The sequence below is a fragment of the Mycetocola zhujimingii genome (genome assembly GCF_003065425.1).
In the GTDB taxonomy this organism is placed as follows: Bacteria; Actinomycetota; Actinomycetes; order Actinomycetales; family Microbacteriaceae; genus Mycetocola_A; species Mycetocola_A zhujimingii.
In genome coordinates this window covers 1980031-2003044 of the sequence record NZ_CP026949.1, presented here as the reverse complement: position 1 = coordinate 2003044, position 23014 = coordinate 1980031, and the positions used below count along the sequence as shown (strand labels likewise).

Sequence of the window (23014 nt, the reverse complement as noted above, 5' to 3'; positions counted from 1 at the left end):
TTCGGTTGTAACGGAAAAATTGCATCGGCCTCGAATCAGGCAGGGCCAAAGGGGTAGGTTGGATCAGTGACTATTGTGCCGCGCGCTTTCCCCGACGACACACCAGAAGACCCCGAGAACGGTTCACGTCCCGACAGTTCGCTGAGCGATGCGCACGAGACCCGGACAAGTCCTGTATCCGGCGACAGCCTCGACGTGGAAACCGGGCTGGTCAAGGACACCACTGGCACGTCAGCCGGCAAGCCCGCGACGCCTGCCAAGCCCAAAACGCCTGCCAAGCCCCGGACTGCTTCGGCGCCGAGGAAAACACCTGTTAAGCGCGCTCCGGAGACGGTCTCGCCTGCGGAGGCAGAGGCGACAGCCGCTGGAGCGGGCGACGGCGAGAGCGGTCAGCCCGATGAAGCGCGTCCCTCTGTAAAGAAGGCTGCCCCACGCACAACGAAGCCCAGGGCGCCACGGGCGCCAAGCACGAAGGCCGGGACATCGGCTCCCGCTGGCTCTCCGGTCGCGGAAGGCTCTGACGCCTCCTCAGGGGCTGCGGTTCCGGCCTCTGCGCCGACGCCCACGACTGCAAAGAAGACGACCCGGTCGACCGCCGCCAGGAAGCAGACCGACGCCCCCGCTGCCGGTACCGGGACTGAGGCCGGGAGCGAACCGGCAAAGACGCCACCAAGGACAAAGCCGGCCACGACTCCCGGGCGGAGCACGGCGAAGACGGCAGCAACGGCGTCAGCGGCAGTTGACCCGTCGTTCGCGAACGACAGCGCCTCAAACGACAGCGCCTCAAACGACAGCGCCTCAAACGACAGCGCCTCAGTGGAGGCGCCGGCGACGACCCCGGCATCCGAATCGCAAACTCAGCCACCCTCCGGCGGAACCACTGCGTTCGACGACAGCGGTACCCCCGCTCCCGCCGAAGCGACTCCGACGGTGCCGAAGAAAAAACCCGCGACGAAGAAGGTGGCAGCGTCAGCGCGCACGAATAAGGCTGCCGGATCGAAAACCGGGACCCCTCGCGCGCAGGCCGCTGCCGCGGTGGCGAAGTCGCCCTCCGGTATCGCTGGGCACGTCGCTCCGGCTCAGTTGGATATTCCCCCCGCGCCGCCTCTTCCCGTCGTTCCTCCCGTGCCACCGCTCCCGGCAGAGGCGGTCTCTCCGGTCGCCGCCGATGGCCAGGGGAGTGACGAAGCTGTCGATGCACTGACGGGCGCAGCACCCGAGGGCGCTCCCTCCCATGCGGCTGGCGATTCGCCGGTGGCTGAGAGCGCACGGCTCGTCGACGAGACCGTCGTGACGCCCCGGGTAACCGACGATCTGCCCCCGCTTCCTCCGATGTCCGCGGAAGAAGCCGCCCTCCGCTTCGAAACGATGCCGGATGCCGCGGAGCAAGCGACGGGCCTCGAGGAGCACGAGCCGCTCAAGTTCGTCTGGAGTAAACGCTGGCCGTTCCTCACGCTCGTTCCGGCCACCGCAGCGGGGTCCGAAGTCGACGAGCCGGAGGCTCGCGCAACGCCTGGCACCGCAGAGGGCGACGCTGGCACCGCAGAGGGTGACCTCGGCGGCCGTGCAGAGCCGACGGCGGACGACTGGTCTGTTTTCGATACCGACAACGGTGATCGCGACGAACGCGCCATCGCGGTCGAGGATGAGCCCCGGGATCCGTTCACGCCCGATCCCGTTGCCGGCGACGCCGCGATCGACGGCACGGTCGTTCCCGACATCGGAGCGGCCGCCGAACCGCGCTTCACCGCTGCGGACGAACAGCCTTTGGCCGTCGATGACCACCCGGCCGATGAGGCCGCCGCTGGATCGGCCGATCCCGAGTGGGCGGATGCCGCGTGGACTGAGACGGCATGGGACGGCACCGCGTGGGCCGATTCCGAGGTGCCGGCCTCCCACGACCCCATCGGCGACGACGTCACCATCGAACTCCTGGCGAACGACGACGCTGAGACCGAAGTTTTCGCCACAGAGGCGTCGACGGTTGTTCTTCCGGTTGCGGACTCCGCAACCGAGGTGATGCCCCGGCCGCTGGACAACGTTGAGCCTGTTCCGTCTGCTGTCGAAGGTGTCGAAGCCGGCGAACCTGTTGGTCGTGCCGAGAGTCCGGCGCTCGCGGGGGACACAGTACCTGACGAGTCGCCCGTCGTCCTGAGCATCCGGAATCTCTCGCGCAGCTTCGGTGACACGGTCGCGGTCAACGGCATCGATCTCGACGTACGCCGCGGCTCGTTCTACGGGATCGTCGGCCCTAACGGCGCGGGCAAGACCACGACGCTGTCGATGGTCACCGGGCTGCTCAGGCCAGACTCCGGGACCATCAGCGTGAACGGGCTCGACGTGTGGAAAGACCCGGCGAAGGCCAAGAAAACGATTGGCGTGCTCCCTGACCGACTGCGCCTCTTCGACCGGCTCACTGGCGCACAGCTGCTCTACTACTCGGGAGTCCTCCGCGGCCTTGACGGCCGGACGGTACGGGCGCGGGTGAAGGACCTCGCATCCGCGTTCGGTCTCGAAGACGCCCTCAACCGCCTGGTTGCCGACTACTCAGCGGGAATGACCAAGAAGGTCGCCCTGGCATCCGCCCTGATTCACTCTCCGCGCCTGCTCGTTCTCGATGAGCCGTTCGAGTCGGTGGACCCGGTCTCCGCTGCGAATGTGATTGAGATTCTTCAGGACTATGTGGCCAATGGCGGCACCGTCGTGCTGTCAAGCCACGGAATGGACCTGATTCAGAGGGTGTGCGACCACGTCGCCATCATCGTGAACGGCGAGGTGCTCGACGCGGGTGCTGTTGACGATGTCAGGCGTGACGGAACGCTCGAAGAGCGCTTCGTCGAGCTGGCTGGCGGGCGCAAGGCCGCAGAAGGAATGGAATGGTTGCACAGCTTCTCCGACTGAGGCTTCAGTTCCTCGGCAACCTGTTCCGACAGAGCCCCAGGCGGGTGATAGGCGCGGTCGTGATCGCTGCCGCAGGGTTTGCGCTCCTCTACCTGTTCGGTGCCACGCTCGCCGCGTTGCGGTCCGCTCCAGACGAACTCACGAGGAACACTCTTGTCTTGCTCGGGTCGTTCGTCATCCTCGGCTTCATTCTCATCCCCTTGATCTTCGGGGTCGAGGACGACCTTGACCCGCGCTCGTTTGCACTGTTCGGGGTGCGCGACCGCTCGCTCTCCACCGGTCTGCTCGTGGCCGCACTCGTGAGTGTGCCGTCGCTCATTCTCGTGTTGATCGTTCTGGTCCTGAGCCTCACAACCGCGGTCAGCGGTTCACGCGGGTTCCTGCCCGTGATGCTCGCGCTTCTTTCTGCCGTGCTCGCTGTTGCCACCTGCGTAATCGCGGCCCGTATCGCCACCGCCGCGGCCTCACTACTGCTCGCTTCCCGCCGGTCGAAGGAACTCACGGGCCTCATCGGTATTGCCGTTCTCGTGCTGCTGGCACCCGCGGTCATCCTGCTGTCGAGCGTGAACTGGGGCAGAGACGGTGCGGCAGTGCTCGGGAGCGCTGCTGACGTCATCAGCTGGACACCGTTCGGCGCGGTCTGGTCATTCCCCGGCGATGTGGCCATCGGCGATGGCGGCGCCGCCATCCTCAAATTCCTGATCGCCGCGGCAACAGTCGCAGGTCTCTGGTTTGTCTGGGACCGCCTCGTTGCGTACATGCTCGTTAATCCCGGACGCGATGTGGTGACCACCTCCAGCGCGGGAATGGGTTGGTTCGACCTGATGCCCGCGCGGCCAGGCGCAGCCGTGGCAGCTCGAAGCATGACCTACTGGGCCCGCGACCCCCGTTATCTCATGTCGGTCGTGATCATCCCGATCGTGCCGTTTGTGATGATGGTGCCGTTCCTCGTTGTCGGGGTGCCGATCGAACCGCTCGCACTCCTGCCGCTTCCGGTGATGGCGATCTTCCTCGGCTGGTCGGTGCACAACGACCTCGCCTTTGACTCGACCGCCGTGTGGCTGCATTTCGCCTCGGGAGTGCGGGGCTACGCTGACCGACTTGGCCGTCTCTTCCCGGTGGCCCTGATCGGCGTTCCGCTTGTGGTCGTCGGCTCCATGATCAGCATTCAGTTCTACGGCGACTGGGTCGTTCTGCCCTCGATGATCGGGGTTTCCTCTGCACTGTTCCTCGGTGGCCTCGGACTGTCCAGCTTCATCTCTGCGCGCTTTCCCTATCCGGTAGCGTTGCCGGGAGACAGCCCGTTCCAGCAGCCGCAGTCCAGTGGCGCCTCCGGCGGCGTGTCGCAGGCGGCAGGGCTCCTCGCATCCGTTCTCGTCGCGACCCCCGCGGGTGTGCTCGCCTGGCTGGGGTTCACCGACGATGCGTCATGGCACGTGCTCGCCCTCTGGGCGGGAGTGGGCCTTGGTGTGTTCACGCTGGTTCTCGGCGTTTGGGCAGGCGGACGCGTCTTCGACCGCCGCGGCCCCGAGATCGTCGCGTTTGCCGTCAGCCATTAGGTAACGGCCACGGCGTACAATTGGATCATGATTGACGCACGCGTGAGCATCGCAGATCCCGGATCCCGGCCGGATGCCGGTGGCACCTCAGTCCTCGACCGTGAACTTGAAGAACTTCTCAACAGCGAGGGCGTTGAGCCCGGCGATCACGAGCGGTTCTCCCACTACGTGAAGAAGGACAAAATCCTTCAGTCGGCCATCAGCGGCAAGCCCGTCAAGGCGCTCTGCGGCAAGAAGTGGACGCCAGGACGTGACCCGGAGAAGTTTCCCGTGTGCCCGACCTGCAAGGACATCTACGAAAAGATGAAGTCCGAGTAGACGCCGGCGCCTTACTTCGCGAACCGCGTCGGCAAGGCGGGGTCCCCGCGACCCAGCCGGGCGGAATCCGCAGGAAGTTCTGTGAGGATGTGCGCGCGATGCTCTCGAGCGAGTGCCGTGCCAGCGGGGCCGGTGTACCGTTCGTCAACCCTGCCGCCGCTCACCAGTTGCACGAGCAGGGGGCGTTCGAGTTCACTCCTTGCGGACGTCGTCTCGGGTCCGTCACCGACGTAGATGAGTTCCTCCACAGCCACGCGGGAGCCATTCAGCCGGCGCACCGGGAACTTGCGTCCGCCGACCCCGACCTTGCCCTCAGACGTTTTGGCGACGGCCACCCAGCCGCCGTCGTTGTCCTTTCGGGCGACGAGCTTGTAGACCATGCCAGCGGCGGGCGATCCAGACCCGGTGACGACTGACGTCCCTACCCCGTAGGAATCAACCGGCACTGCCGCGAGGGCGGCGATGGCATGCTCGTCGAGGTCGTTGGTGACGGTGATCTTTGTCTGGGTCGCACCGAGCGAATCGAGTTGTTCGCGAACCTCGAGGACGAGGGTGGGCAGGTCGCCCGAGTCCAGCCGGACCGCGCCGAGTTCGGGACCCGCCACTTTCACCGCCGTCGTGATGCCCTGCTCCACGTCGTAGGTGTCGACGAGGAGCGTTGTCTCCGGCCCGGACGCAGCGATCTGTGCACGGAACGCTTCCTCCTCGGTTTCGTGCAGCAGGGAGAAGGCGTGCGCAGCCGTCCCCATCGTCGGGATGCCCCAGGTACGGCCGGCTTCCAGGTTGCTCGTCGCGTCGAACCCGGCGATGTACGCGGCACGTGCGGCCGCCACCGCCGAGTGCTCGTTTGCACGTCGGGAGCCCATTTCGGCAACCGGCCTGCCGTGGGCCGCCGTCACCATGCGCGTTGCCGCGTTCGCGACCGCGGTGTCGTAGTTGAGGACGCTGAGGATGAGGGTTTCGAGGAGGACCCCCTCCGCGAACGTCGACTCAACGGTGAGCACGGGAGAGTTCGGGAAGTATGCCTCACCCTCGCGATACCCCCAGATGTCTCCGGAGAACCTGTAATTGCTCAGCCAGTCGAGAGTGCGTGCCGACACCACGTTGTTCTCCCGCAACCAGCTGAGTTCCGGGTCGCCGAAACGGAAGTCGCGGATCAGCTCGAGGAGGCGACCGGTGCCCGCGACAATGCCGTAGCGCCTGGCACCGGGCAGCCGGCGCCCGAACACCTCAAAGATGCACTCCGTGTCGGCGGTGCCGTGCGCGAGCGCAGCATCGACCATCGTCAGTTCATAACGGTCGGTAAAGAGGGCTGTTGAGGTTTCCGATGACGTCGAGTGGCTCACCCCGCCAGCCTATCGATGGCGTCAGGCATCCGGTGCCCGCTTGCGCGTGCCGGGTTGCGGCCGTATGGAGCCGGTAGGCTGGAACGCGTGAATGATGCGCCAATCGGAATCTTTGACTCCGGAGTCGGCGGGCTGACAGTCGCTCGTGCGATTCAGGACCAGCTGCCCAACGAAGAAATCCTCTACGTCGGCGATACCGCGCACTCGCCATACGGCCCGAAGCCCATCGCTGACGTCAGGCGGTTCTCGCTCGAGGTGCTGGACGACCTCGTGGCACAGGGTGTCAAGATGATCGTCATTGCCTGCAACACGGCGTCCGCCGCCATGCTCAGGGACGCGCGGGAGCGTTACTCCGTCCCGGTGATCGAAGTGATCCAGCCCGCTGTGCGCCGCGCTGTGGCGAGCACCAGGAATGGGCGCGTCGGTGTCATCGGCACCGAGGGGACCATCAACTCCCGAGCTTATGAAGACGCGTTCGCCGCTGCGCCGGAACTGCAGCTGTTCACGGCAGCATGCCCGCGGTTCGTCGAATTCGTTGAGGCGGGGATCACCACGGGACCCGAGGTGCTGGCAACCGCTCAGGAGTATCTCCGTCCGCTCGTATCCGCTGATGTCGACACCGTTGTTCTCGGATGCACCCACTATCCGTTCCTCAAGGGTGCGATTTCGTACGTCATGGGCCCAGGGGTGACGCTCGTCTCGAGCGACACCGAGACCGCAAACGATGTGTACCGTGTGCTGGTCTCCGGGGATATGGAACGTACGAGCCCCAGGCCGCCGGCGCACCACTACGAGGCGACCGGACCCAGCGAGGCTGAGTTCCTCGAACTCGCCCACCGTCTGATCGGTCGGGAGATATCCCACGTCGACCTGGTCCAGACAGGTGTCATCGATCTCGCGGCGCTCAGGGCATACGGTTCTTAGCCAGTCTTTTTCCACATCCGCCGATCGTCGGCGCTTTTCTCAGGAGTACCCGTGACAGACACCATCCGCAAAGACGGCCGCACCAACACCCAGCTGCGGGAGGTGACCATTGAGCGCGGATGGAGCGACCAGGCCGAAGGCAGTGCGCTCATCTCGTTCGGAAAGACGAAGGTTCTCTGCACGGCATCCTTCACCAACGGCGTACCCCGCTGGCTCGCAGGCAAGGGCAAGGGATGGGTGACCGCTGAGTACTCGATGCTTCCACGGTCGACGAACAGCCGCATGGACCGGGAATCGGTCAAGGGCAGGATCGGTGGCCGCACCCACGAAATCTCCCGCCTGATCGGGCGCAGCCTTCGTGCGGTCATCGACACGAAAGCCCTCGGCGAGAACACCATTGTCATCGACTGCGACGTGCTTCAGGCTGACGGCGGAACGCGCACAGCAGCGATCACCGGTGCGTACGTCGCTCTCGCTGACGCGATCGAGTGGGCGCGGGAGAAGAAGTTCATCGGGCAGAAGGCAACTCCACTCATCGACAGCGTCGCTGCAGTATCGGTTGGCATCATCGACGGAGAGCCGATGCTGGATCTCGCATACGTCGAGGACGTCCGCGCCGAAACCGACATGAACGTCGTTGTGACCGGTCGCGGTCTCTTTGTTGAGGTCCAGGGCACCGCGGAGGGCGCACCGTTCGATCGCCGGGAGCTCGACGCACTGCTTGACCTTGCCGTCGGTGGCGCCGCGGACCTCACCGCGCTCCAGGTGAAGTCTCTCGCTCGGAGCGCAGAGTGACGATCGAGGTCGTGCTGGCAACCCATAACCAGCACAAGGTCCAGGAGTTCCAGCGGATCCTCAGCGCGGCCATGCCGGAGATCACCGTTCTCGCCTACGACGGCCCTGAACCCGTCGAAGACGGCGTGACCTTCAGCGAAAATGCGCTGATCAAGGCGCGCACAGCCGCCGCGCACACCGGTCGCATCGCCATGGCCGACGACAGCGGTATCTCCGTCGACGTTCTTGGCGGCGCGCCGGGGATCTTCTCGGCGCGGTGGTCAGGCCCGGGGCACGACGACAGAGACAACCTGAATCTCTTGCTCGCGCAGCTGTCTGACATCGCCCCCGAGCACCGCGGGGCAGAGTTCCACTGCCACATCGCGCTCGTGGTTCCTGGAAATCAGGACCGAGAGGGATTCGAGCACGTTTCGGTCGGAGTGTGGCCAGGGACGCTCGCAACAGAGGCCAGGGGCGAAAACGGCTTTGGCTACGACCCGATCTTCATCCCATCGGGGTACGACGTATCGTCGGCCGAGCTGCCACCCGAGACGAAGAACGAAATCAGCCATCGAGCGAGGGCTTTCGCCGATCTCATCCCGACCCTGCAATCCGTCGCATCCGCCTGAATCACCGAACCCTCATCACACGAGCCAGTGCGGCCAGCAGTTGCGCTGGCCGATCGGGCGCACCGGAATGAGAATGGCCATCGTTAGCATCAAGCGTTGCCGTGTGGCGGATGGGTCCCGCTCGGCCTAGCGTTGAGGTATGGCCCATGACCACGCCCCACACGACGTCAACCGCTCGCGGCTGCTCATCGTCATCGCGATCGTCTCTGTCGTGCTCGTCGCGGAGGTTGTCGGCGGCATCCTGACCGGATCGCTTGCCCTGCTCGCCGACGCCGGACACATGCTCAGTGACCTCACCGGGCTGGTCATCGCCCTCGTCGCTCTGATCATCGCTGCCCGGCCGGCGAGCGAACGGCATACCTATGGCTACCGCCGCACCGAGGTGCTCGGCGCGCTGCTCAACGGGCTGCTGCTCGTCGTGGTCGCCGTCGGAATCGCGTTCCAGGGCATCCAGCGCCTGATCGACCCGAGCGGGATCGAGATCCTCGCCGCGCCCATGCTCGTCGTCGCAGCCATCGGTCTCGTCGCGAACGCGGTATCGATGATGGTCCTGCGCAGTGGCGCCAAAGAATCCCTCAACATGCGCGGTGCCTACCTCGAGGTGCTCGGCGACCTGCTCGGGTCGGTTGGCGTTCTCATCGCCGGAATCATCATCCTGTTCACCGGCCTGGTCCAGGTGGATGCCATAGCGTCGCTGCTGATCGCCGCTGGCATCCTTCCCCGCGCGTGGGTCCTGCTCCGGGACGTGTGGCGGGTGCTCAACGAATCGTCTCCGTCAGACACCGATGTGCAGCAGATTCGCGACCACATCAGGCGCGCGCCAGGCGTCGTCGATGTGCATGACGTCCACGTCTGGTCGATCACGTCGGGCGAACCGGTGTTCACCGCCCACGTGGTCGTCGATTCCGAGGTGTTCAGCGAGGGGAGAACCGGAGAAATGCTCGACACGCTGTCCGAGTGCCTGAGCGGCCACTTCGACGTTGAGCACTCCACGTTCCAGCTCGAGCCGGCGAAACACGCCGGCCACGAGCATCCGCAGCACCCCTAGGGAAGATCAGGCTTCTTGTTGAAGGTCTCCGGGTCAAGCACGAGCCGGGCGGCTTCTTCAGCGTCGGTGAGGCCATCGGGTCCCGCGGCCATCTCGCGCTTCGCCTTGCGGCTCGACTGTACGTAGTGCCAGACCGTCGGAATCAGGGTGATCACGACGGCGCCGATCAGGATGACGTCGATGTACTCCTGGACGAAGGTGGCGACCGGCGGGATGTAGCCAAGAAGGTAACCGAAGTAGGTGAGTCCGACACCCCAGATGATGGCGCCGACGAAGTTGTAGAACGAGTACTTCTTGTAGTCCATGTGGCCGACGCCCGCAGCGACGGGGGCGAAGGTGCGAACGATCGGCACGAAGCGGGCGAGAATCACGGCGAGGCCGCCGAATCGGGTGAAGAACGCGTTGGTGCGCTGGACGTTCTTCACACTGAAGAGCCCTGATTCCTTGCGCTCGAATATCCGGGGGCCTGCCTTATGGCCGATCAGATAGCCGACCTCACCGCCGAGGAACGCGGCAAACCCAATGGCGAGCGCCACCCACCAGATGTCGAGCTCGAGGCCGGCAGTCGTGGCCGAGTGCATGCCGTGGAACGTGAGCAGCCCGGTGATGACGAGGAGCGTATCTCCGGGAAGGAGGAATCCGATCAGCAATCCGGTCTCGGCGAAAACGATGAAGCACACAACGACGAGCGCCCATGGTCCGGCCGCGCTGATGATGCTCTCAGGGTCCAGCCAGGGAATGAGGCCTGTCGAAATCATGGCGGCTACTACTCCGTAGGTCGTGCTCGTGGATGGTCAGAGCGGCTTACGCCACCGGTTCCGTGCGGAAGGTGGGACTTGAACCCACACGCTCGAAAGCACAGGAACCTAAATCCTGCGTGTCTGCCAATTTCACCACTCCCGCTGGCGCAACAAGTCTAGGGGGAAGCGGGCGTTCGCGAACCGGATTCGCAGGGTCACGGATGCTTCGATCTCCGGACCCGCAGCGGGGCCTGTGGATAACTCACACGGGAGCTTTCCGCTTCGTGCAGAATTCGTCCATGTCGTCGGCGGCGCAGATCATCACGGACCGTGTTCGTGAGCGCGTGCGTCGAGATGGTGCTGATCTCTCGACGTCGACAGGACTGGCCCAGACTTATGTTCGTGACGAGGTGCGGCGATACAGCGAGAGAGCGCTGGCCGGAGCCCATCCGCTCATCGACGACGAGGCTGCGACAGAGCGTGAGGTTGTGGCCTCACTCACCGGCCTCGGGCCGCTCCAGGAGTACCTCGACGACCCGAGCGTCGAGGAGATCTGGATCAACTCACCGACCAGGATCTTCATCGCACGCGATGGTGTCTCTGAACTGACGAACACGGTTCTCACCGAGGCTGGGGTGCGGGACCTCGTGGAACGGATGCTGCAATCCACGGGCCGCCGCGTCGACCTCAGTTCTCCGTTCGTCGACGCATCACTCCCTGACGGCTCTCGCCTGCACGTCGTTATCCCCGACGTGACTCGAAAACACATGTCCGTCAATATCCGGAAGTTCCGGCGCAGCGTCCGTGACCTGGCGCAGCTGGTGGCCCTCGGGTCGCTGAGTGCGCAGGCGGCGGAATTCCTGCGGGCGTCGGTGGGCGCGGGCCTGAACATCCTGGTGTCGGGGGCGACCCAGGCAGGAAAGACCACGCTCCTCGGCGCTCTGCTCGGAACCGCGCCGGCGCGGGAGCGCATCGTCACCGTCGAGGAAACATTCGAGCTTGATTTGTCCGCACAGGATGTCGTTGCGATGCAGTGTCGGCAGGCAAACCTCGAGGGCTCCGGCGAGATCACCCTGCGGCGGCTCATCAAGGAGGCGCTCCGAATGCGGCCCGACCGACTCATCGTCGGTGAGGTGCGTGAGGCGGAGAGCCTTGACCTGCTCATCGCGCTCAACAGCGGACTGCCAGGGATGTGCTCGATTCACGCCAATTCGGGGCGAGACGCCCTGGTCAAGCTGGCCACCCTTCCGCTCCTCGCCGGCCGCAACATCGATTCGTCTTTCGTCCAGCCCACGGTGGCCTCCTGCATCGACCTGGTGGTGCACCTCGATATTGACCGACGTGGGCTCCGACGCGTCAATGAGATCCTCGCTGTCACGGGTGTCGTCACCGGCCCCGTAATTGAGACAAGCCGGTTGTTCGCGGTGCGTGACGGACTTCTCGAGCCGAGCGGGAGTTACCCGACACGGACCGGAAAATTCGAGGCGGCCGGTATCGATCCTCTGCCCATCCTGCGGAGGGGACTCGGGTGACGCTGCTGCTGGGTTGCCTGCTCGCCGCCGGCGTGGTGCTGACCGCATCGCCGTGGCTCTTTCCCCCGCGAGCACCCCGGCCAGAGCCCCGGCTACGGCGGACAGGGAGACTCACGACCACGCTGTCTGCAGCCGGGTTCGGCGCAGTTCCCGTCGGTGTTTTCCTGGCCCTCTCCGTGCTCACCGGTGTCTTGTTCGCCGCCGTCGCGTTCGCCGTCACTGGCGTTGTCGCCCTCGCCGTGAGCGCCGCGGTTCTCGGTGGCGCGATTCCTGTGCTGCTCGTGCGGTGGCGCGCGCGCGTGAAACGTGCGGCGCACCGTGCACTCTGGCCGGACGTCGTCGATCACCTGATTGGTTCCGTCAGGTCAGGACTCGCGCTGCCCGATGCCGTCGCGTCCCTCGCACACACAGGGCCGGAAGCGCTGCGTGGAGAGTTCGTTTCGTTCGAGCGCGACTACCGCAGCACGGGATCGTTCGGTGGCAGCCTCGATCGTTTGAAGGATGCACTGGCTGATCCGGTTCCTGATCGCATCATCGAGACGCTGCGGATGGCTCGAGAGGTTGGCGGAGCTGACCTCACCACGGTCCTGCGGAGCCTCTCCAGCTATCTCAGGTCAGACAACGCGATCCGCTCCGAGGTGGAAGCCCGGCAGTCCTGGATCAAGAGTGCAGCCAAGCTCGGTGTCGCTGCGCCGTGGTTGATCCTGCTTTTGCTGTCGACCAGGCCGGAGGCATCGCTCGCGTACAACTCAGCGGGCGGGTCTGTGCTCATCGTGGTTGGAGCGGCGGTGTCGGTGGTGGCATATCGGTTGATGCTGGCGCTTGGTCGGCTCCCGCAGGAGAGACGGTGGTTCACGTGACCACGGCTGTGGCGTGGGGACTCGTGTTCGGTGTGACACTCGGACTTGGGCTCTGGTCGATCGTGGCGATGCTGCCGAGGTTCGGCGGTCCAACGCTGGCGGACCGGGTTGCCCCGTATCTCGTCGATGTATCCGAGGGGGCGCGCAAATACAGCGAGAAGCGGTTTACCGACCCGCTGCCGATACTCGGGCGGTTGTTCAGTCCTGTCGTGCATCGCCTTACGGCGGTTCTCACTGCGGCGCTCGGGGGTAACGCCACCGTGCGGCGCAACCTCGACCGTGCCGGCTCCGACGGGGATGTGCAGCGGTTCCGGATGGAACAGGTGCTGTGGTTTCTTGCGGGGACCGGTGTCGGTGTGATCTGCGCCGGCATCGGAGGCAGCAACCAGCTCCTGCCTCTTCCGCTCGTTGTCGCGCTTCCACCAGCGTGCGGCATCGTCGGGCTCGTCCTCCGTGACACCATTCTCACTCGGCAGGCGACTGCCCGGGTTGCCCGTATCTCAGCTGAGTTGCCGACAGTTCTCGAGTTCCTGAGTTTGAGCCTGTCAGCGGGGGAGGGGATCCTCGATGCACTCCGGCGGATGGGTGCAATCGGCTCGGGCGAACTGAGCCAGGAGTTTCGTGCGGTCGTCACAGCGGTCAATACCGGGATTCCGCTGGCCACCGCCCTGACGGATGTCTCACGCCGCGCCGACGTCCCCTCGCTCACACGCTGCATTGAGCAGATCGTCGCTGCGCTCGAACGCGGATCGCCCCTCGCCGAGGTGCTCCGTGCCCAGGCGCAAGACGCTCGAGACGAGGCGAAAAGAGCGCTGCTCGAGGTGGCGGGGAAGAAAGAGGTGGCCATGCTTGTGCCCCTCGTCTTCCTCATCCTCCCGCTGTCGATTCTCTTCGCGATCTTCCCTGGCATCTTCGTCCTTCAAGCCGGCTTCTAACACACGCGCACCACCACAACGAGAGAGGAACCTCATGAAAACACTGCGGCGCCTTCACCGATCAGCCACAGGGCAACTCGCCGACGATGCGGGTGATGTGCCGGGCTGGGTACTTATCACCCTGATGACGGCTGGCCTCGTGATCGTCATTTGGGGGCTTGCCGGCCCCGCTCTGAGCCAAATCTTCGAGCAGGCGATCAGCAGGGTCTCCGGGCTGTGAGGTGATCAGGCAGCCCGACTGGCGAAGCGACGACGGTTCCGCCGTCGTCGAGTTCACGCTTGTCACCGTTCTGCTGACACTGCTCACCGTTTCGGTGATGCAGCTCGGCCTTGCGCTCCACGTTCGCAACACCGTCACCGACGCTGCAGCGGAGGGTGCGCGGTATGCAGCGCTCGCGGACAACGGCCTGGCCGAGGGGGTCGAGAGAACACGGCAGTTGATCGCGGCAGCAGTAGGGCCGGACTACGCCGACGACGTCACCGCGAGCTACGGCACGTACCGTGGTCACCCGAGCGCGGAGGTCCGCGTGGTGACGACGCTGCCGCTCATCGGCCTGCTCGGGCCTGGCAGCGGGTTGGAGGTGACCGCGCATGCCGCCGTGGAAACGCTCGACGACAACGCTTAGGCGCAGGTGCCGGTCCTTGCGCCGGATGTTCCGCGGAGAGAGAGGGACGGCATCCCTCGAATTCATCACGGTCGGTCTCATCCTTCTTGTGCCCCTCGTCTACCTCGTTCTCGCGCTCGCCGCACTCCAGGCCGGGACGCTCGCGGTGGAAGGCGCCGCACGTCAGGCGGCCAGGGTCTACGTGCAGGCGCCGAACCAGGAGGAGGCAGCGATCCGGGCGGGGCGTGCCGTTGAGTTTGGCCTGGCCGATTATGGCGTCGACTCGTCCGCGGCCACGGTCGCGGTCCACTGCACCGGCGCCCCTGCCTGTCCCGCCCGCAACGCGACGGTGACCGTGACGGTCAGGGTGGCAATTCCGCTCCCGCTCGTACCTGACGTGCTCGACCTCTCAACGGGAGCGAGTGTTCCCGTTGAGTCGACCGCGACCCAGCGCGTGTCACGGTTCTGGACCGGACAATGATCGTGTTCCGGCGGCGGGTTGGTGGGGAGGAGGGTTCGACTCTGATCCTGGTGATCTTCTACGGAATGCTCGCACTGATTCTGATCCTTGTGGTTTCGGCAGCAACGTCGCTGTATCTGGAACGTAAACGGCTGTTCAGCCTGGCCGACTCCGCTGCACTCGTCGGCGCTGAGGCATTCGACCTGTCGACGGTGTCACTCGCGGATGGGGTGCCAAGCGTCGAATTGTCATCCGGGGATGTTCACGCCGCGGTCGAGGACTTCCTCGACGGGCACCCCAGCGGAAAGTTCGAGGAGCTGCGGCTGGAGCAGGCGGTGAGCGTAGACGGGAAGAGCGCAACCGTGACGCTCTCGTCGTACTGGAGACCGCCGGTGATCACTGCCTTCGTGCCTGACGGCATCCGTCTCGACGTCACCAGTGTGGCGCGGAGTGTCTTCGGCTGACCGTCGCGGCGGGCGGGGGCACTCATGCAGGCCTCAGAGAAGTGTCAAGGGGTTGAGCCGCGCGGACGGGCGGTGTTGCGTAGAGGTCGACCCCGCACGCACTCGGCGTGCGTGCCCGACCGAAGGAGCAGCTTGATGAGCTTTGAGCCACGATTCGCGATTGTTACGGGAGCCGACTCAGGAATCGGCCGCGCGACGGCTGTCGCGCTCGCCGAAGCGGGGATGGACGTCGGGGTGACCTGGCACAGTGACGAAGAAGGCGCGGAGGAGACCGCGCGCGAGGTGCGGAACCTCGGGCGGGAGGCCATCACGGCCCGGTTGGACACGACAGACCTCGATGGGGTCGGCGACGCCGTCGACGCGCTCGCCGACAAACTCGGCGGGCTTGACGTTTTCGTGAACAACGCAGGCACCGGCGACAACGGACCGTTTCTGGAGATGCCGCTCGAGGACTGGAGGCACACCATGGCCGCCGACCTCGACGGAGCATTCGTCTGCATCCAGCGTGCCGCGCGTCGGATGGTCGCCGCTGGCAACGGTGGCCGGATCATCGGTGTGACGAGCGTGCACGAACACCAGCCGCGTGTCGGTTCCGCCGCGTACGACGCCGCGAAGCACGGGCTCGGCGGGCTGATCAAGACTGTTGCGCTCGAGCTTGGGCAGTACGGCATTACGGCCAACGCTGTCGCTCCCGGTGAGATCGCGACGCCGATGACCGGGCAAACCGATGAGGACCCACGGGGTACGTCCCGCCCGGGCATTCCGCTCGGCCGGCCAGGCGACGCTCGTGAGGTGGCTTCGGTTATCGCTTTCCTGGCGTCTCCGGCATCGGCCTATGTCACCGGCGCGTCATGGGTCGTCGACGGCGGCATGCTGCAGATGGGTCCGCAGGCCGGTTCGCACTTGGAGAACGACACCTGGCGGGATGCGGACTCACAGTGACAGATCCACGTAACCGACCGGAGGACGACCCGACGCGGGTCCGCAACCAGCCCGCCCTTCAAACCTCGACCGGCGCGATCTGGATCGTGACCGGCGCGATCATGAGCGCCGTCGTCATCGCCGTACTCGTACCGATGCTCGCGCTCAATGCGATGATCGCCGGAGTGGGCATCGGACTCGTGGTACTGCTGTTTCTTGGGTTGCTGGTCGCGCGATTCCGCATCGGAGCCGGGCGCGCACGGCTCGCCATGATGGCGTCGCTCTTCGTGGGGATCGCCGTGGTCGGCCTGCTCGCGGTCTTTCTCGTGAGCAGCATCCAGGCCGAATCGCTCCGCTGAGATCAGGGAAATCGGCGTCCAGGGCGCGGCTTGAGGTATCGAGGCATGATCCTCGCCAGCCGAACCGCGCCCAGGATGCCGACCACCCCGATCAGGCCGGAGGCGAATGACACGGAGACCGCGGCCGTGAGTCCACCGACCACGAGCGGCGCGGCGGCCGCACCGACGTCTCCAGTGAAGCGCCAGGCGCCGAGGAACGGCGCGGGCCGGCCAACGGGGGCAAGGTCGGCACCGAGCGTCATGAGGATGCCGCTGCCAATGCCGTTCGCAACGGACAGGATGCCGGCCGCAGCGATGAACCACGCAACGGCGTTTGGTGCGTCGTGGGTGAACGCGAGCACGAGCATCCCCAGGCCGAGTCCGGTCATCGAGGGAATGGCGCTGAACATGCGGCCGAATCGATCCATGATCTGCCCGCTCGCATAGAACAGGGCGAAATCGACGGCACCGGCGATGCCGATGATGAGCGCGGTGTTCACCTCGCTCACGCCGAGGCTGACTGCCCACAGCGGAAGGATGACAGTGCGGGCGGCGCGCATTGCCGAGATCATGGCCGCGCCGGAGCCCATGCGGAGCAAAACCCCGCGGAAGGTCCAGATGGTGGTGAACAGGCCAGGGTTCTGCGGTGCTGCCGTCTCATCAGCCGCGGTCTCGTCGATCCCGTCGGCCGAGGGGGAGCGGCGGGCGTGACCGAACATCGACTCGGGGTCAGGAAGCAGGATGAGGATCACGACGGCGGCGAGGCACGAGATCACCATGATCCAGAACGCGCCCTGTGTACCGCCGGTGAAGTGAATCACGGGGGCCGCGAGAAGGGGGCCGATGAAGAGGCCGGCCCTGAAGACGCCGCCGAGGGTCGACAGAGCCCGAGCGCGGTACTGGATCGGGACATAGCTCGTCATGAACGCGTGCCGGGCGAGGGCAAACACGGCGGTGGAAAGCCCGAGTACGAAGATGGATGCGGCAAGGATCCATGCGTTCGGTGCGAGGACGGCTCCGAGTACCGCGAGGACCGAGACGGCCGCTGCGCCGATCATGGCGACGCGTTCCCCGATCTTGTGAACGAGCCAGCCGCTCGGGATGTCACCGACGAGTTCACCGATCATCACCATGCCGGAGATCACGCCGGCTATCGCGAGGCTCGCGCCGAGGTTGGTTGCCGCCGCGGGAATCAGCGGGATCAGCGCGCCCTCACCGATGGAAAACAACAGGGTGGGGAGGAAGACGACGACAGCGACACCGCGGAACGAGAACTCGTCGGTCTTCTTCTCTGTCATCACTTTTCAGTGTATGCCCGCGAACGGATGCCGTGCCGAAGGTAGGCTGGGCTTGACATGTTAGATCTAGACCTGAGTGCCCAAATCGCCTCCATCCGCGCGACCTTCAACGACATCCGTGAGGTTGTCGACCTCGACGGGTTGCGCGCCGAGATCGCCGACCTCAGTGCACAGGCCGGTGTTCCCGACCTGTGGGACGACACCGAGAAAGCGCAGGAGATCACCAGCGCGCTCAGCCACCGACAGTCGGAGCTCGCCCGGATCGTCGCGATCGAGCAGCAACTCGACGACCTCGAGGTGCTCATCGAACTGGCCAATGCAGAGGGCGATGAAGACTCTGCCGCCGAAGCGCGCACTGAACTCGCCGACCTGCAGAAGCAGATCGGCAACCTCGAGGTGCAGACGTTGCTCAACGGTGAGTACGACCCGCTGCCGGCGGTCGTCACCATCCGTGCGGGAGCCGGCGGAGTCGATGCTGCTGACTTCGCTGACATGCTGTTCCGGATGTACCTGCGCTGGGCTGAGCAGCACAAGTACAAGGCGACAGTGCTCGACACGAGCTACGCCGAAGAAGCGGGAATCAAGAGCGCAACGTTCGAGATCGACGCGCCGTATGCCTTTGGAACGCTCAGCGTTGAGGCGGGCACACACCGTCTCGTGCGGATGAGCCCGTTCAACTCGGCGGGGAAGCGCCAGACCAGCTTCGCTGCCGTCGAAGTCGTTCCGTTGATGGCCGAGACCGAAGAGGTCGACATCCCCGACAACGACATCCGCGTCGACGTGTTCCGTTCGTCAGGCCCCGGTGGTCAGTCCGTCAACACCACGGACTCCGCTGTGCGCATCACTCACCTGCCGACCGGAATCGTCGTGAGCTGCCAGAACGAGAAGAGCCAGATCCAGAACCGCGCCGCAGCCATGCGCGTGCTCAAGTCGCGCCTTCTCCTCGTGCAGCGTGAACAGGAAAACGCGAAGAAGAAGGAACTCGCCGGCAACATCACGGCGAGCTGGGGCGACCAGATGCGCTCCTACGTGCTCGCGCCGTACCAAATGGTCAAGGACCTCCGCACCGACTTCGAGGTGAACAACCCGCAGAACGTCTTCGACGGTGACCTCGACGGTTTCATCGCCGCGGGCATCCGCTGGCGCAAGCAGCCCGTCGACAGCTAGCCGGACCCGGCCTCGGAGCCGAGTCCTGCCCGGCAGGCGTGTCATGCCGGCAATGCCCGGATCGCTGCCTAGGCTCAAGAGGTCATGATTCGGTTTGAGAACGTTACGAAGAAATACTCCGGTACCAAGCGTCCGGCAATCGACAGCATGGACCTGGAAATCGCCAAGGGAGAATTCGTCTTCCTCGTCGGTGCGTCCGGTTCAGGAAAGTCGAGTTGCCTGCGGTTGATCCTCAAAGAGGAAAAGCCGACGGACGGGTCGATCTTCGTCCTCGGCAACGACCTCGGGTCGATCTCGAGCCGGAAGATCCCATACTTCCGTCGGAACCTCGGAGTGGTGTTCCAGGACTTCCGCCTGCTGCCGAACAAGACGGTGTTCCAGAACGTCGCGTTCACGCTTCAGGTGATCGGCAAGTCGCGCGGCTATGTGCAGGAGGCCGTTCCCGACGTGCTCAAGATGGTCGGACTTGAGACCAAGGCCGACCGGCTGCCGCACGAGCTCTCGGGTGGTGAGCAGCAGCGCGTCGCGATCGCGCGCGCCGTGGTCAACAAGCCGCAGATCCTGCTCGCCGACGAGCCGACGGGAAACCTCGACCCGGCTACGAGCGCGGGCATTATGCAGATTCTCGAGCGCATCAACGCCGGCGGTACGACAGTGCTGATGGCAACCCACGAGGCGGGCATCGTCGACAAGATGCAGCGCCGCGTGATCGAACTCGTCGACGGCGTCATCGTCCGCGACGAACGTGAGGGCGGTTACGGCACCACCGGAGTCGTGCCTGAGCTCAGGCCCGCCGTCGCCAAGGGGCAGTCGGCCAAGAAAGCCCGTCAGGAAGTGCGCGAAGCCGCCGCAGAAGCCGACGCAGAAACGAAAGCCCACCAGATTTTGATTTCAACACCGGATGCCGTGGCGACCGGCCCAGCTCCATCCCGCTCCGCACCTGCACCCGTCAGCGATACCGCCGACGCCGGAGCCGGCGCGAACGCGACAGGCGCCATCGCACTGCCCCGTCAGGAAACGACGAGCGACCTCACCGAGCACCTCTCCCTCGCGGAGCGGCTGGGACTTCGGGGTACCGTCGACCCGGAGACAGGCGACGAACAGAACGTGGGTCCGGTCAAATGAGGCTCTCGCTCATCTGGCAGGAGGCAACAACCGGGCTCCGCCGCAACGTCTCGATGGTGATTTCTGTCATCCTCGTCACCTTTATCTCGCTCACCTTCGTGGGAACCGCCGTGCTGCTGCAGATGCAGATCGGCCAGATGAAGAACTACTGGTACGACCGGGCGCAGGTCGCCATCTACCTCTGCACCGGCGATTCGCAGGCCGAGACCTGCACGGCTGGCGCCGCCAACGACGAGCAGAAGGCTGGGGTTCTCGGCCAGCTCGAGTCTGAGACCCTCTCTCCGTTCATCGACAAGAACTACTTCGAAGACCACCAGCAGGCATACGACAACTTCCAGAAGCAGTTCGAGGGCAACCAGCTCGCACAGCTGGTGTCGCCCGAGCAGCTCAACGAGACCTACTGGGTCAACCTCAAGGACCCGTCGCAGTCCGAGGTGCTCGTCGAAGCGTTCTCGGGGACCCCGGGTGTTGAGGAAGTGACAGACCAGCGCCAGTACCTCGACGCCATCTTCCGGGTGCTCAACGTCGCCAGTTACACGGCGATCGGCATCGCGGCGCTCATGCTCGTCGCCGCCGTGCTGCTCATCGCAACCACGATCCGGCTATCGGCATACTCTCGCCGCAAGGAGATCGGGATCATGCGCCTGGTTGGTGCGTCGAACCGGTTCATCCAGACCCCGTTCATCCTCGAGGGAGTTTTCTCCGCGGTGATCGGCTCGGTACTGGCCGGGGGAGCGGTCATCGCCATCGTGTACTTCTTCATCGACGGCTATCTTGCGCCGATGATGCCGTTCGTCAACTTCGTGGGCATCTCCGACGCCATCGTTGTTGTGCCGCTCCTGCTCGTCGTCGGAATGGTGCTGGCCGCGCTCTCGGCCAACTTTGCGATCAAGCGGTATCTGAAGATCTAGCGTGCACGGGCAGATCGTGTTGTTAGACTGATGGGCTGCCGGGCAACAGGTTCGGCGGTTTCACGCGGGGCATAGCATCCGCTCACAACAAACAACGGAGTAGCTCGTGCCCAGGGAACGTGGTCAAAACGTTGTGGCCACCAATCGCAAGGCGCGCCATGACTACCTCATCGAAGACACCTATGAGGCCGGGCTGGTGCTCACCGGTACCGAGGTGAAGTCACTGCGCGCCGGTCGCGCGTCGCTCGTCGACGGGTACGCCTTCATCGAGGGCGGCGAAGCCTGGCTCGACGCTGTCCACATCCCCGAGTACACCGGCGGCACCTGGAACAACCACCCGCCGCGGCGCAAGCGAAAGCTGCTGCTGCACAAGGCGCAGATCCTGAAGATCAGCCACAAGGTTGCACCGGGCGGATACACGATCATCCCGCTCAAGCTGTACTTCAGCGATGGCAAGGCGAAGGTTGAAATAGCCATCGCCAAGGGTAAGAAGGAATACGACAAGCGCCAGACGCTGCGTGAGCGTGAAGCAACGCGCGAGGCAGCCAGGGCAATCGCGGCAAAGAACCACCTGGGGGAGTAGTGACGATCGCACCGAAGTTGACGGTGAACGGCACGTACAACTTTCGCGACGTCGGCGGTTATCCGACCCTGGACGGGCGGGTGAGATACGGCCGCCTGCTTCGCTCCGACGGCCTCTACCGGCTCGGCGACGACGGCAAACAGGACGTTCGTGATCTCGGAGTCGGCGTGGTCATCGACCTGCGCGACGACTTCGAGGTCAGGGTCATGCCCGACGACCTCGACGGGCTCGATGTCCGCAGGGTGCATCTGCCGTTATTCGAGGGATCCGGTGCGTCGCAGGGTGAAGCGGCCGTGAGCCTGGCGACGCTCTACCGCCGTATTCTCACCCAGCACTCGGGCGTTGTGGCCAGGGCTCTTCGCGAGCTGTTGGCGATGGAGGAGCATCCGGTTCTGATCCACTGCACGGCGGGCAAGGACCGCACGGGCGTTGTCGTCGCACTCGCCCTGCTCGCTGTCGGTGTCGACCGGCGTCTCGTGGTCGAGGACTACGCCCGATCGGAAGAGAACCTGAGCGGTGAGTGGCTCGAGAACATGATCTCGATCATCGTTGAGCACGGGGGCACCGAGACGCCCGAGCTCCGTGTTCTCATGGGCGGAAGCCCCGGCGAGGTGCTCGACGAAGTCCTGGATGAGCTCGAAGCCGAACATGGCTCGGTTCGCCAGTATTTGCTCGGCGCAGGGTTCACCCTCAACGAACTCGGCCGACTGCGAAGCGCTCTCGTCGAGCAGGATTAATCCGCCGGTCGCGCTTCGAACCTGGCGTTGACCGCCACGTGGATGCGTATCGGCTCTGGCGCGAAGCCGGTCGGAGTCCCCGGGGCAGAGGCAAGCGCCATCCTGCTCACGGCACCGAACTCTGCGTCTGGCGAGCCGAGCACCACAGGTTCGGCGATCTCGGTGGGACGCACGCTCCCGAGTCCGAGCGATGAGGCATAAACGGATGCCTTTGAGACGGCGTTCCGGACGGCGTCCCGCTGGCACCCTTCCTCGAGTTCGCGCCGCGTGCTGTCGGTGATGCTCCAGTCGATTCCCGCGAGAGCGACCGCGCCATCGTGAGTCGCCGCGTCGATCCAGGGGCCGACCGCCTCGAGATCGGAGAACGTGGCTGACAGCGTCGACCGTGAATGGAATACCAGCGGGAGCTGGACGCCATCGGCGTTCCATGGCCGCTGGCTCCAGACCTGAAGCTGGCCGGCGGCCCAGTCGGTGATCGGTCCGTTTACCGGGTCATGGCCAGCCTGAGCGGCGTCGATACACACGTTTCGCGCGTCGGACGCGCGGCGTTCGACATCGGTCTTGTCAGCTCCGTCCACCTCGATCACGATGTTGACCCTGGCACGCTCCGGTGGCACCTCGATCCAGGCTTCGCCTCGAACGGCGATCACTGTCGGGTCGGCGGTGTTGTGCGCTTCTGTGCTCATGCTGCGAGAATACAAGCCGAAATCATTTCCGGCGTGCTCGTTCGCGAGGTATACTGGAAAGCTGGATCGGAAGATGCAGCAAGCGCCGGGTCTCCCGGTTTTACAACTCAACAGCGCGTGATAGTGATTCACTTCGAGGCTCGTTCTGCACGC

Annotated in this window: 25 protein-coding genes and 1 tRNA gene; 21 read left to right on the top strand and 5 right to left on the bottom strand. The window is 64.9% G+C overall.

All coding sequences use genetic code 11. The features are described 5' to 3' along the window. The first annotated feature begins 66 nt into the window (after positions 1-66). The 3 genes from C3E77_RS15650 to C3E77_RS09565 are packed head-to-tail and all read left to right on the top strand — an operon-like array spanning position 67 to position 4778. Positions 67-2901, top strand: coding sequence for an ATP-binding cassette domain-containing protein (locus C3E77_RS15650; protein ID WP_234031173.1), 2835 nt, complete (start codon positions 67-69; stop codon positions 2899-2901). Next, positions 2877-4460 (top strand): hypothetical protein, encoded by a 1584-nt coding sequence (locus C3E77_RS09570; protein ID WP_108391428.1) that lies wholly within the window; start codon positions 2877-2879, stop codon positions 4458-4460. Before C3E77_RS15650 ends, C3E77_RS09570 begins: the two co-directional genes overlap by 25 nt. 27 nt (positions 4461-4487) lie before the next feature. Next, complete coding sequence (locus C3E77_RS09565) at positions 4488-4778, top strand: DUF3039 domain-containing protein (protein ID WP_108391427.1); 291 nt, start codon at positions 4488-4490, stop codon at positions 4776-4778. Positions 4779-4789: 11 nt separating this feature from the next. On the opposite strand, the gene C3E77_RS09560 is transcribed toward C3E77_RS09565, so the two are convergent. Continuing rightward, complete coding sequence (locus C3E77_RS09560) at positions 4790-6124, bottom strand: nicotinate phosphoribosyltransferase (RefSeq protein WP_108391426.1); 1335 nt, start codon at positions 6122-6124, stop codon at positions 4790-4792. Positions 6125-6211: 87 nt separating this feature from the next. On the opposite strand from C3E77_RS09560, the gene murI reads away from it, so the two are divergent. From murI to C3E77_RS09540, 4 genes are all read left to right on the top strand, one after another. After that, entirely contained in the window at positions 6212-7048 is an 837-nt protein-coding gene (murI, locus tag C3E77_RS09555; protein ID WP_108391425.1) for a glutamate racemase, read from the top strand. Positions 7049-7099: 51 nt separating this feature from the next. Further along, a complete protein-coding gene (gene rph / locus C3E77_RS09550; protein WP_108391424.1) occupies positions 7100-7843 on the top strand; it encodes a ribonuclease PH in 744 nt (247 codons plus the stop codon). Next, positions 7840-8451, top strand: a complete 612-nt coding sequence (gene rdgB / locus C3E77_RS09545) for an RdgB/HAM1 family non-canonical purine NTP pyrophosphatase (protein ID WP_108391423.1) — start codon at positions 7840-7842, stop codon at positions 8449-8451. Before rph ends, rdgB begins: the two co-directional genes overlap by 4 nt. Positions 8452-8590: 139 nt before the next feature. Then, positions 8591-9499 (top strand): cation diffusion facilitator family transporter, encoded by a 909-nt coding sequence (locus C3E77_RS09540; RefSeq protein ID WP_108391422.1) that lies wholly within the window; start codon positions 8591-8593, stop codon positions 9497-9499. On the opposite strand, the gene C3E77_RS09535 is transcribed toward C3E77_RS09540, so the two are convergent. Continuing rightward, complete coding sequence (locus tag C3E77_RS09535) at positions 9496-10257, bottom strand: DedA family protein (RefSeq protein ID WP_108391421.1); 762 nt, start codon at positions 10255-10257, stop codon at positions 9496-9498. The two genes, C3E77_RS09540 and C3E77_RS09535, sit on opposite strands and share 4 nt — an antisense overlap. A 63-nt stretch (positions 10258-10320) precedes the next feature. Next, a tRNA-Leu gene (locus C3E77_RS09530) sits at positions 10321-10402 on the bottom strand. A 136-nt stretch (positions 10403-10538) separates the two neighbouring features. Between C3E77_RS09530 and C3E77_RS09525 the strand changes: the two genes are divergently transcribed. The 9 genes from C3E77_RS09525 (at position 10539) to C3E77_RS09485 (ending at position 16375) form a co-directional block, all read left to right on the top strand. Further along, the gene (locus C3E77_RS09525) at positions 10539-11771 is read left to right on the top strand and encodes a TadA family conjugal transfer-associated ATPase (RefSeq protein WP_108391420.1); all 1233 of its coding nucleotides are present in this window, start codon (positions 10539-10541) and stop codon (positions 11769-11771) included. Then, on the top strand, positions 11768-12631 hold the full coding sequence (locus tag C3E77_RS09520; protein ID WP_108391419.1) for a type II secretion system F family protein: 864 nt from the start codon (positions 11768-11770) through the stop codon (positions 12629-12631). Before C3E77_RS09525 ends, C3E77_RS09520 begins: the two co-directional genes overlap by 4 nt. Continuing rightward, on the top strand, positions 12628-13566 hold the full coding sequence (locus C3E77_RS09515; RefSeq protein ID WP_198412134.1) for a type II secretion system F family protein: 939 nt from the start codon (positions 12628-12630) through the stop codon (positions 13564-13566). The genes C3E77_RS09520 and C3E77_RS09515 overlap by 4 nt, the downstream gene beginning before the upstream one ends. A gap of 34 nt (positions 13567-13600) precedes the next feature. Beyond that, complete coding sequence (locus C3E77_RS09510) at positions 13601-13786, top strand: hypothetical protein (RefSeq protein WP_108391418.1); 186 nt, start codon at positions 13601-13603, stop codon at positions 13784-13786. Between the two features lies 1 nt (position 13787). After that, positions 13788-14192, top strand: coding sequence for a TadE/TadG family type IV pilus assembly protein (locus tag C3E77_RS09505; RefSeq protein WP_232528817.1), 405 nt, complete (start codon positions 13788-13790; stop codon positions 14190-14192). Between the two features lie 25 nt (positions 14193-14217). Then, positions 14218-14652: a hypothetical protein gene (locus C3E77_RS09500; RefSeq protein ID WP_108391417.1), complete on the top strand. Its 435-nt coding sequence runs from the start codon at positions 14218-14220 to the stop codon at positions 14650-14652. Then, on the top strand, positions 14649-15095 hold the full coding sequence (locus C3E77_RS09495) for a pilus assembly protein TadG-related protein (RefSeq protein WP_108391416.1): 447 nt from the start codon (positions 14649-14651) through the stop codon (positions 15093-15095). Before C3E77_RS09500 ends, C3E77_RS09495 begins: the two co-directional genes overlap by 4 nt. A gap of 135 nt (positions 15096-15230) precedes the next feature. Beyond that, a complete protein-coding gene (locus C3E77_RS09490) occupies positions 15231-16037 on the top strand; it encodes an SDR family oxidoreductase (protein ID WP_108391415.1) in 807 nt (268 codons plus the stop codon). Beyond that, on the top strand, positions 16034-16375 hold the full coding sequence (locus tag C3E77_RS09485) for a hypothetical protein (protein ID WP_108391414.1): 342 nt from the start codon (positions 16034-16036) through the stop codon (positions 16373-16375). Before C3E77_RS09490 ends, C3E77_RS09485 begins: the two co-directional genes overlap by 4 nt. Before the next feature lie 2 nt (positions 16376-16377). Here the strand turns inward: C3E77_RS09485 and C3E77_RS09480 are convergent, their stop codons facing one another. Continuing rightward, positions 16378-17652 carry an MFS transporter gene (locus C3E77_RS09480; RefSeq protein ID WP_108391413.1) on the bottom strand — a complete coding sequence of 425 codons (1275 nt, stop codon included), beginning with the start codon at positions 17650-17652 and terminating at the stop codon, positions 16378-16380. 57 nt (positions 17653-17709) lie between these two features. On the opposite strand from C3E77_RS09480, the gene prfB reads away from it, so the two are divergent. From prfB to C3E77_RS09455, 5 genes are all read left to right on the top strand, one after another. Beyond that, a complete protein-coding gene (gene prfB / locus C3E77_RS09475; protein ID WP_108391412.1) occupies positions 17710-18819 on the top strand; it encodes a peptide chain release factor 2 in 1110 nt (369 codons plus the stop codon). Between the two features lie 84 nt (positions 18820-18903). Next, the gene (gene ftsE / locus C3E77_RS09470; protein WP_108391411.1) at positions 18904-19944 is read left to right on the top strand and encodes a cell division ATP-binding protein FtsE; all 1041 of its coding nucleotides are present in this window, start codon (positions 18904-18906) and stop codon (positions 19942-19944) included. Then, the gene (ftsX, locus tag C3E77_RS09465) at positions 19941-20855 is read left to right on the top strand and encodes a permease-like cell division protein FtsX (RefSeq protein ID WP_108391410.1); all 915 of its coding nucleotides are present in this window, start codon (positions 19941-19943) and stop codon (positions 20853-20855) included. The genes ftsE and ftsX overlap by 4 nt, the downstream gene beginning before the upstream one ends. Positions 20856-20961: 106 nt before the next feature. Further along, positions 20962-21438, top strand: coding sequence for an SsrA-binding protein SmpB (smpB, locus tag C3E77_RS09460; RefSeq protein ID WP_108391409.1), 477 nt, complete (start codon positions 20962-20964; stop codon positions 21436-21438). Next, a complete protein-coding gene (locus tag C3E77_RS09455) occupies positions 21438-22175 on the top strand; it encodes a tyrosine-protein phosphatase (protein WP_108391408.1) in 738 nt (245 codons plus the stop codon). The genes smpB and C3E77_RS09455 overlap by 1 nt, the downstream gene beginning before the upstream one ends. On the opposite strand, the gene C3E77_RS09450 is transcribed toward C3E77_RS09455, so the two are convergent. Further along, a complete protein-coding gene (locus C3E77_RS09450; protein ID WP_108391407.1) occupies positions 22172-22861 on the bottom strand; it encodes an SIMPL domain-containing protein in 690 nt (229 codons plus the stop codon). The genes C3E77_RS09455 and C3E77_RS09450 overlap by 4 nt on opposite strands. Between the last annotated feature and the right edge of the window lie 153 nt (positions 22862-23014).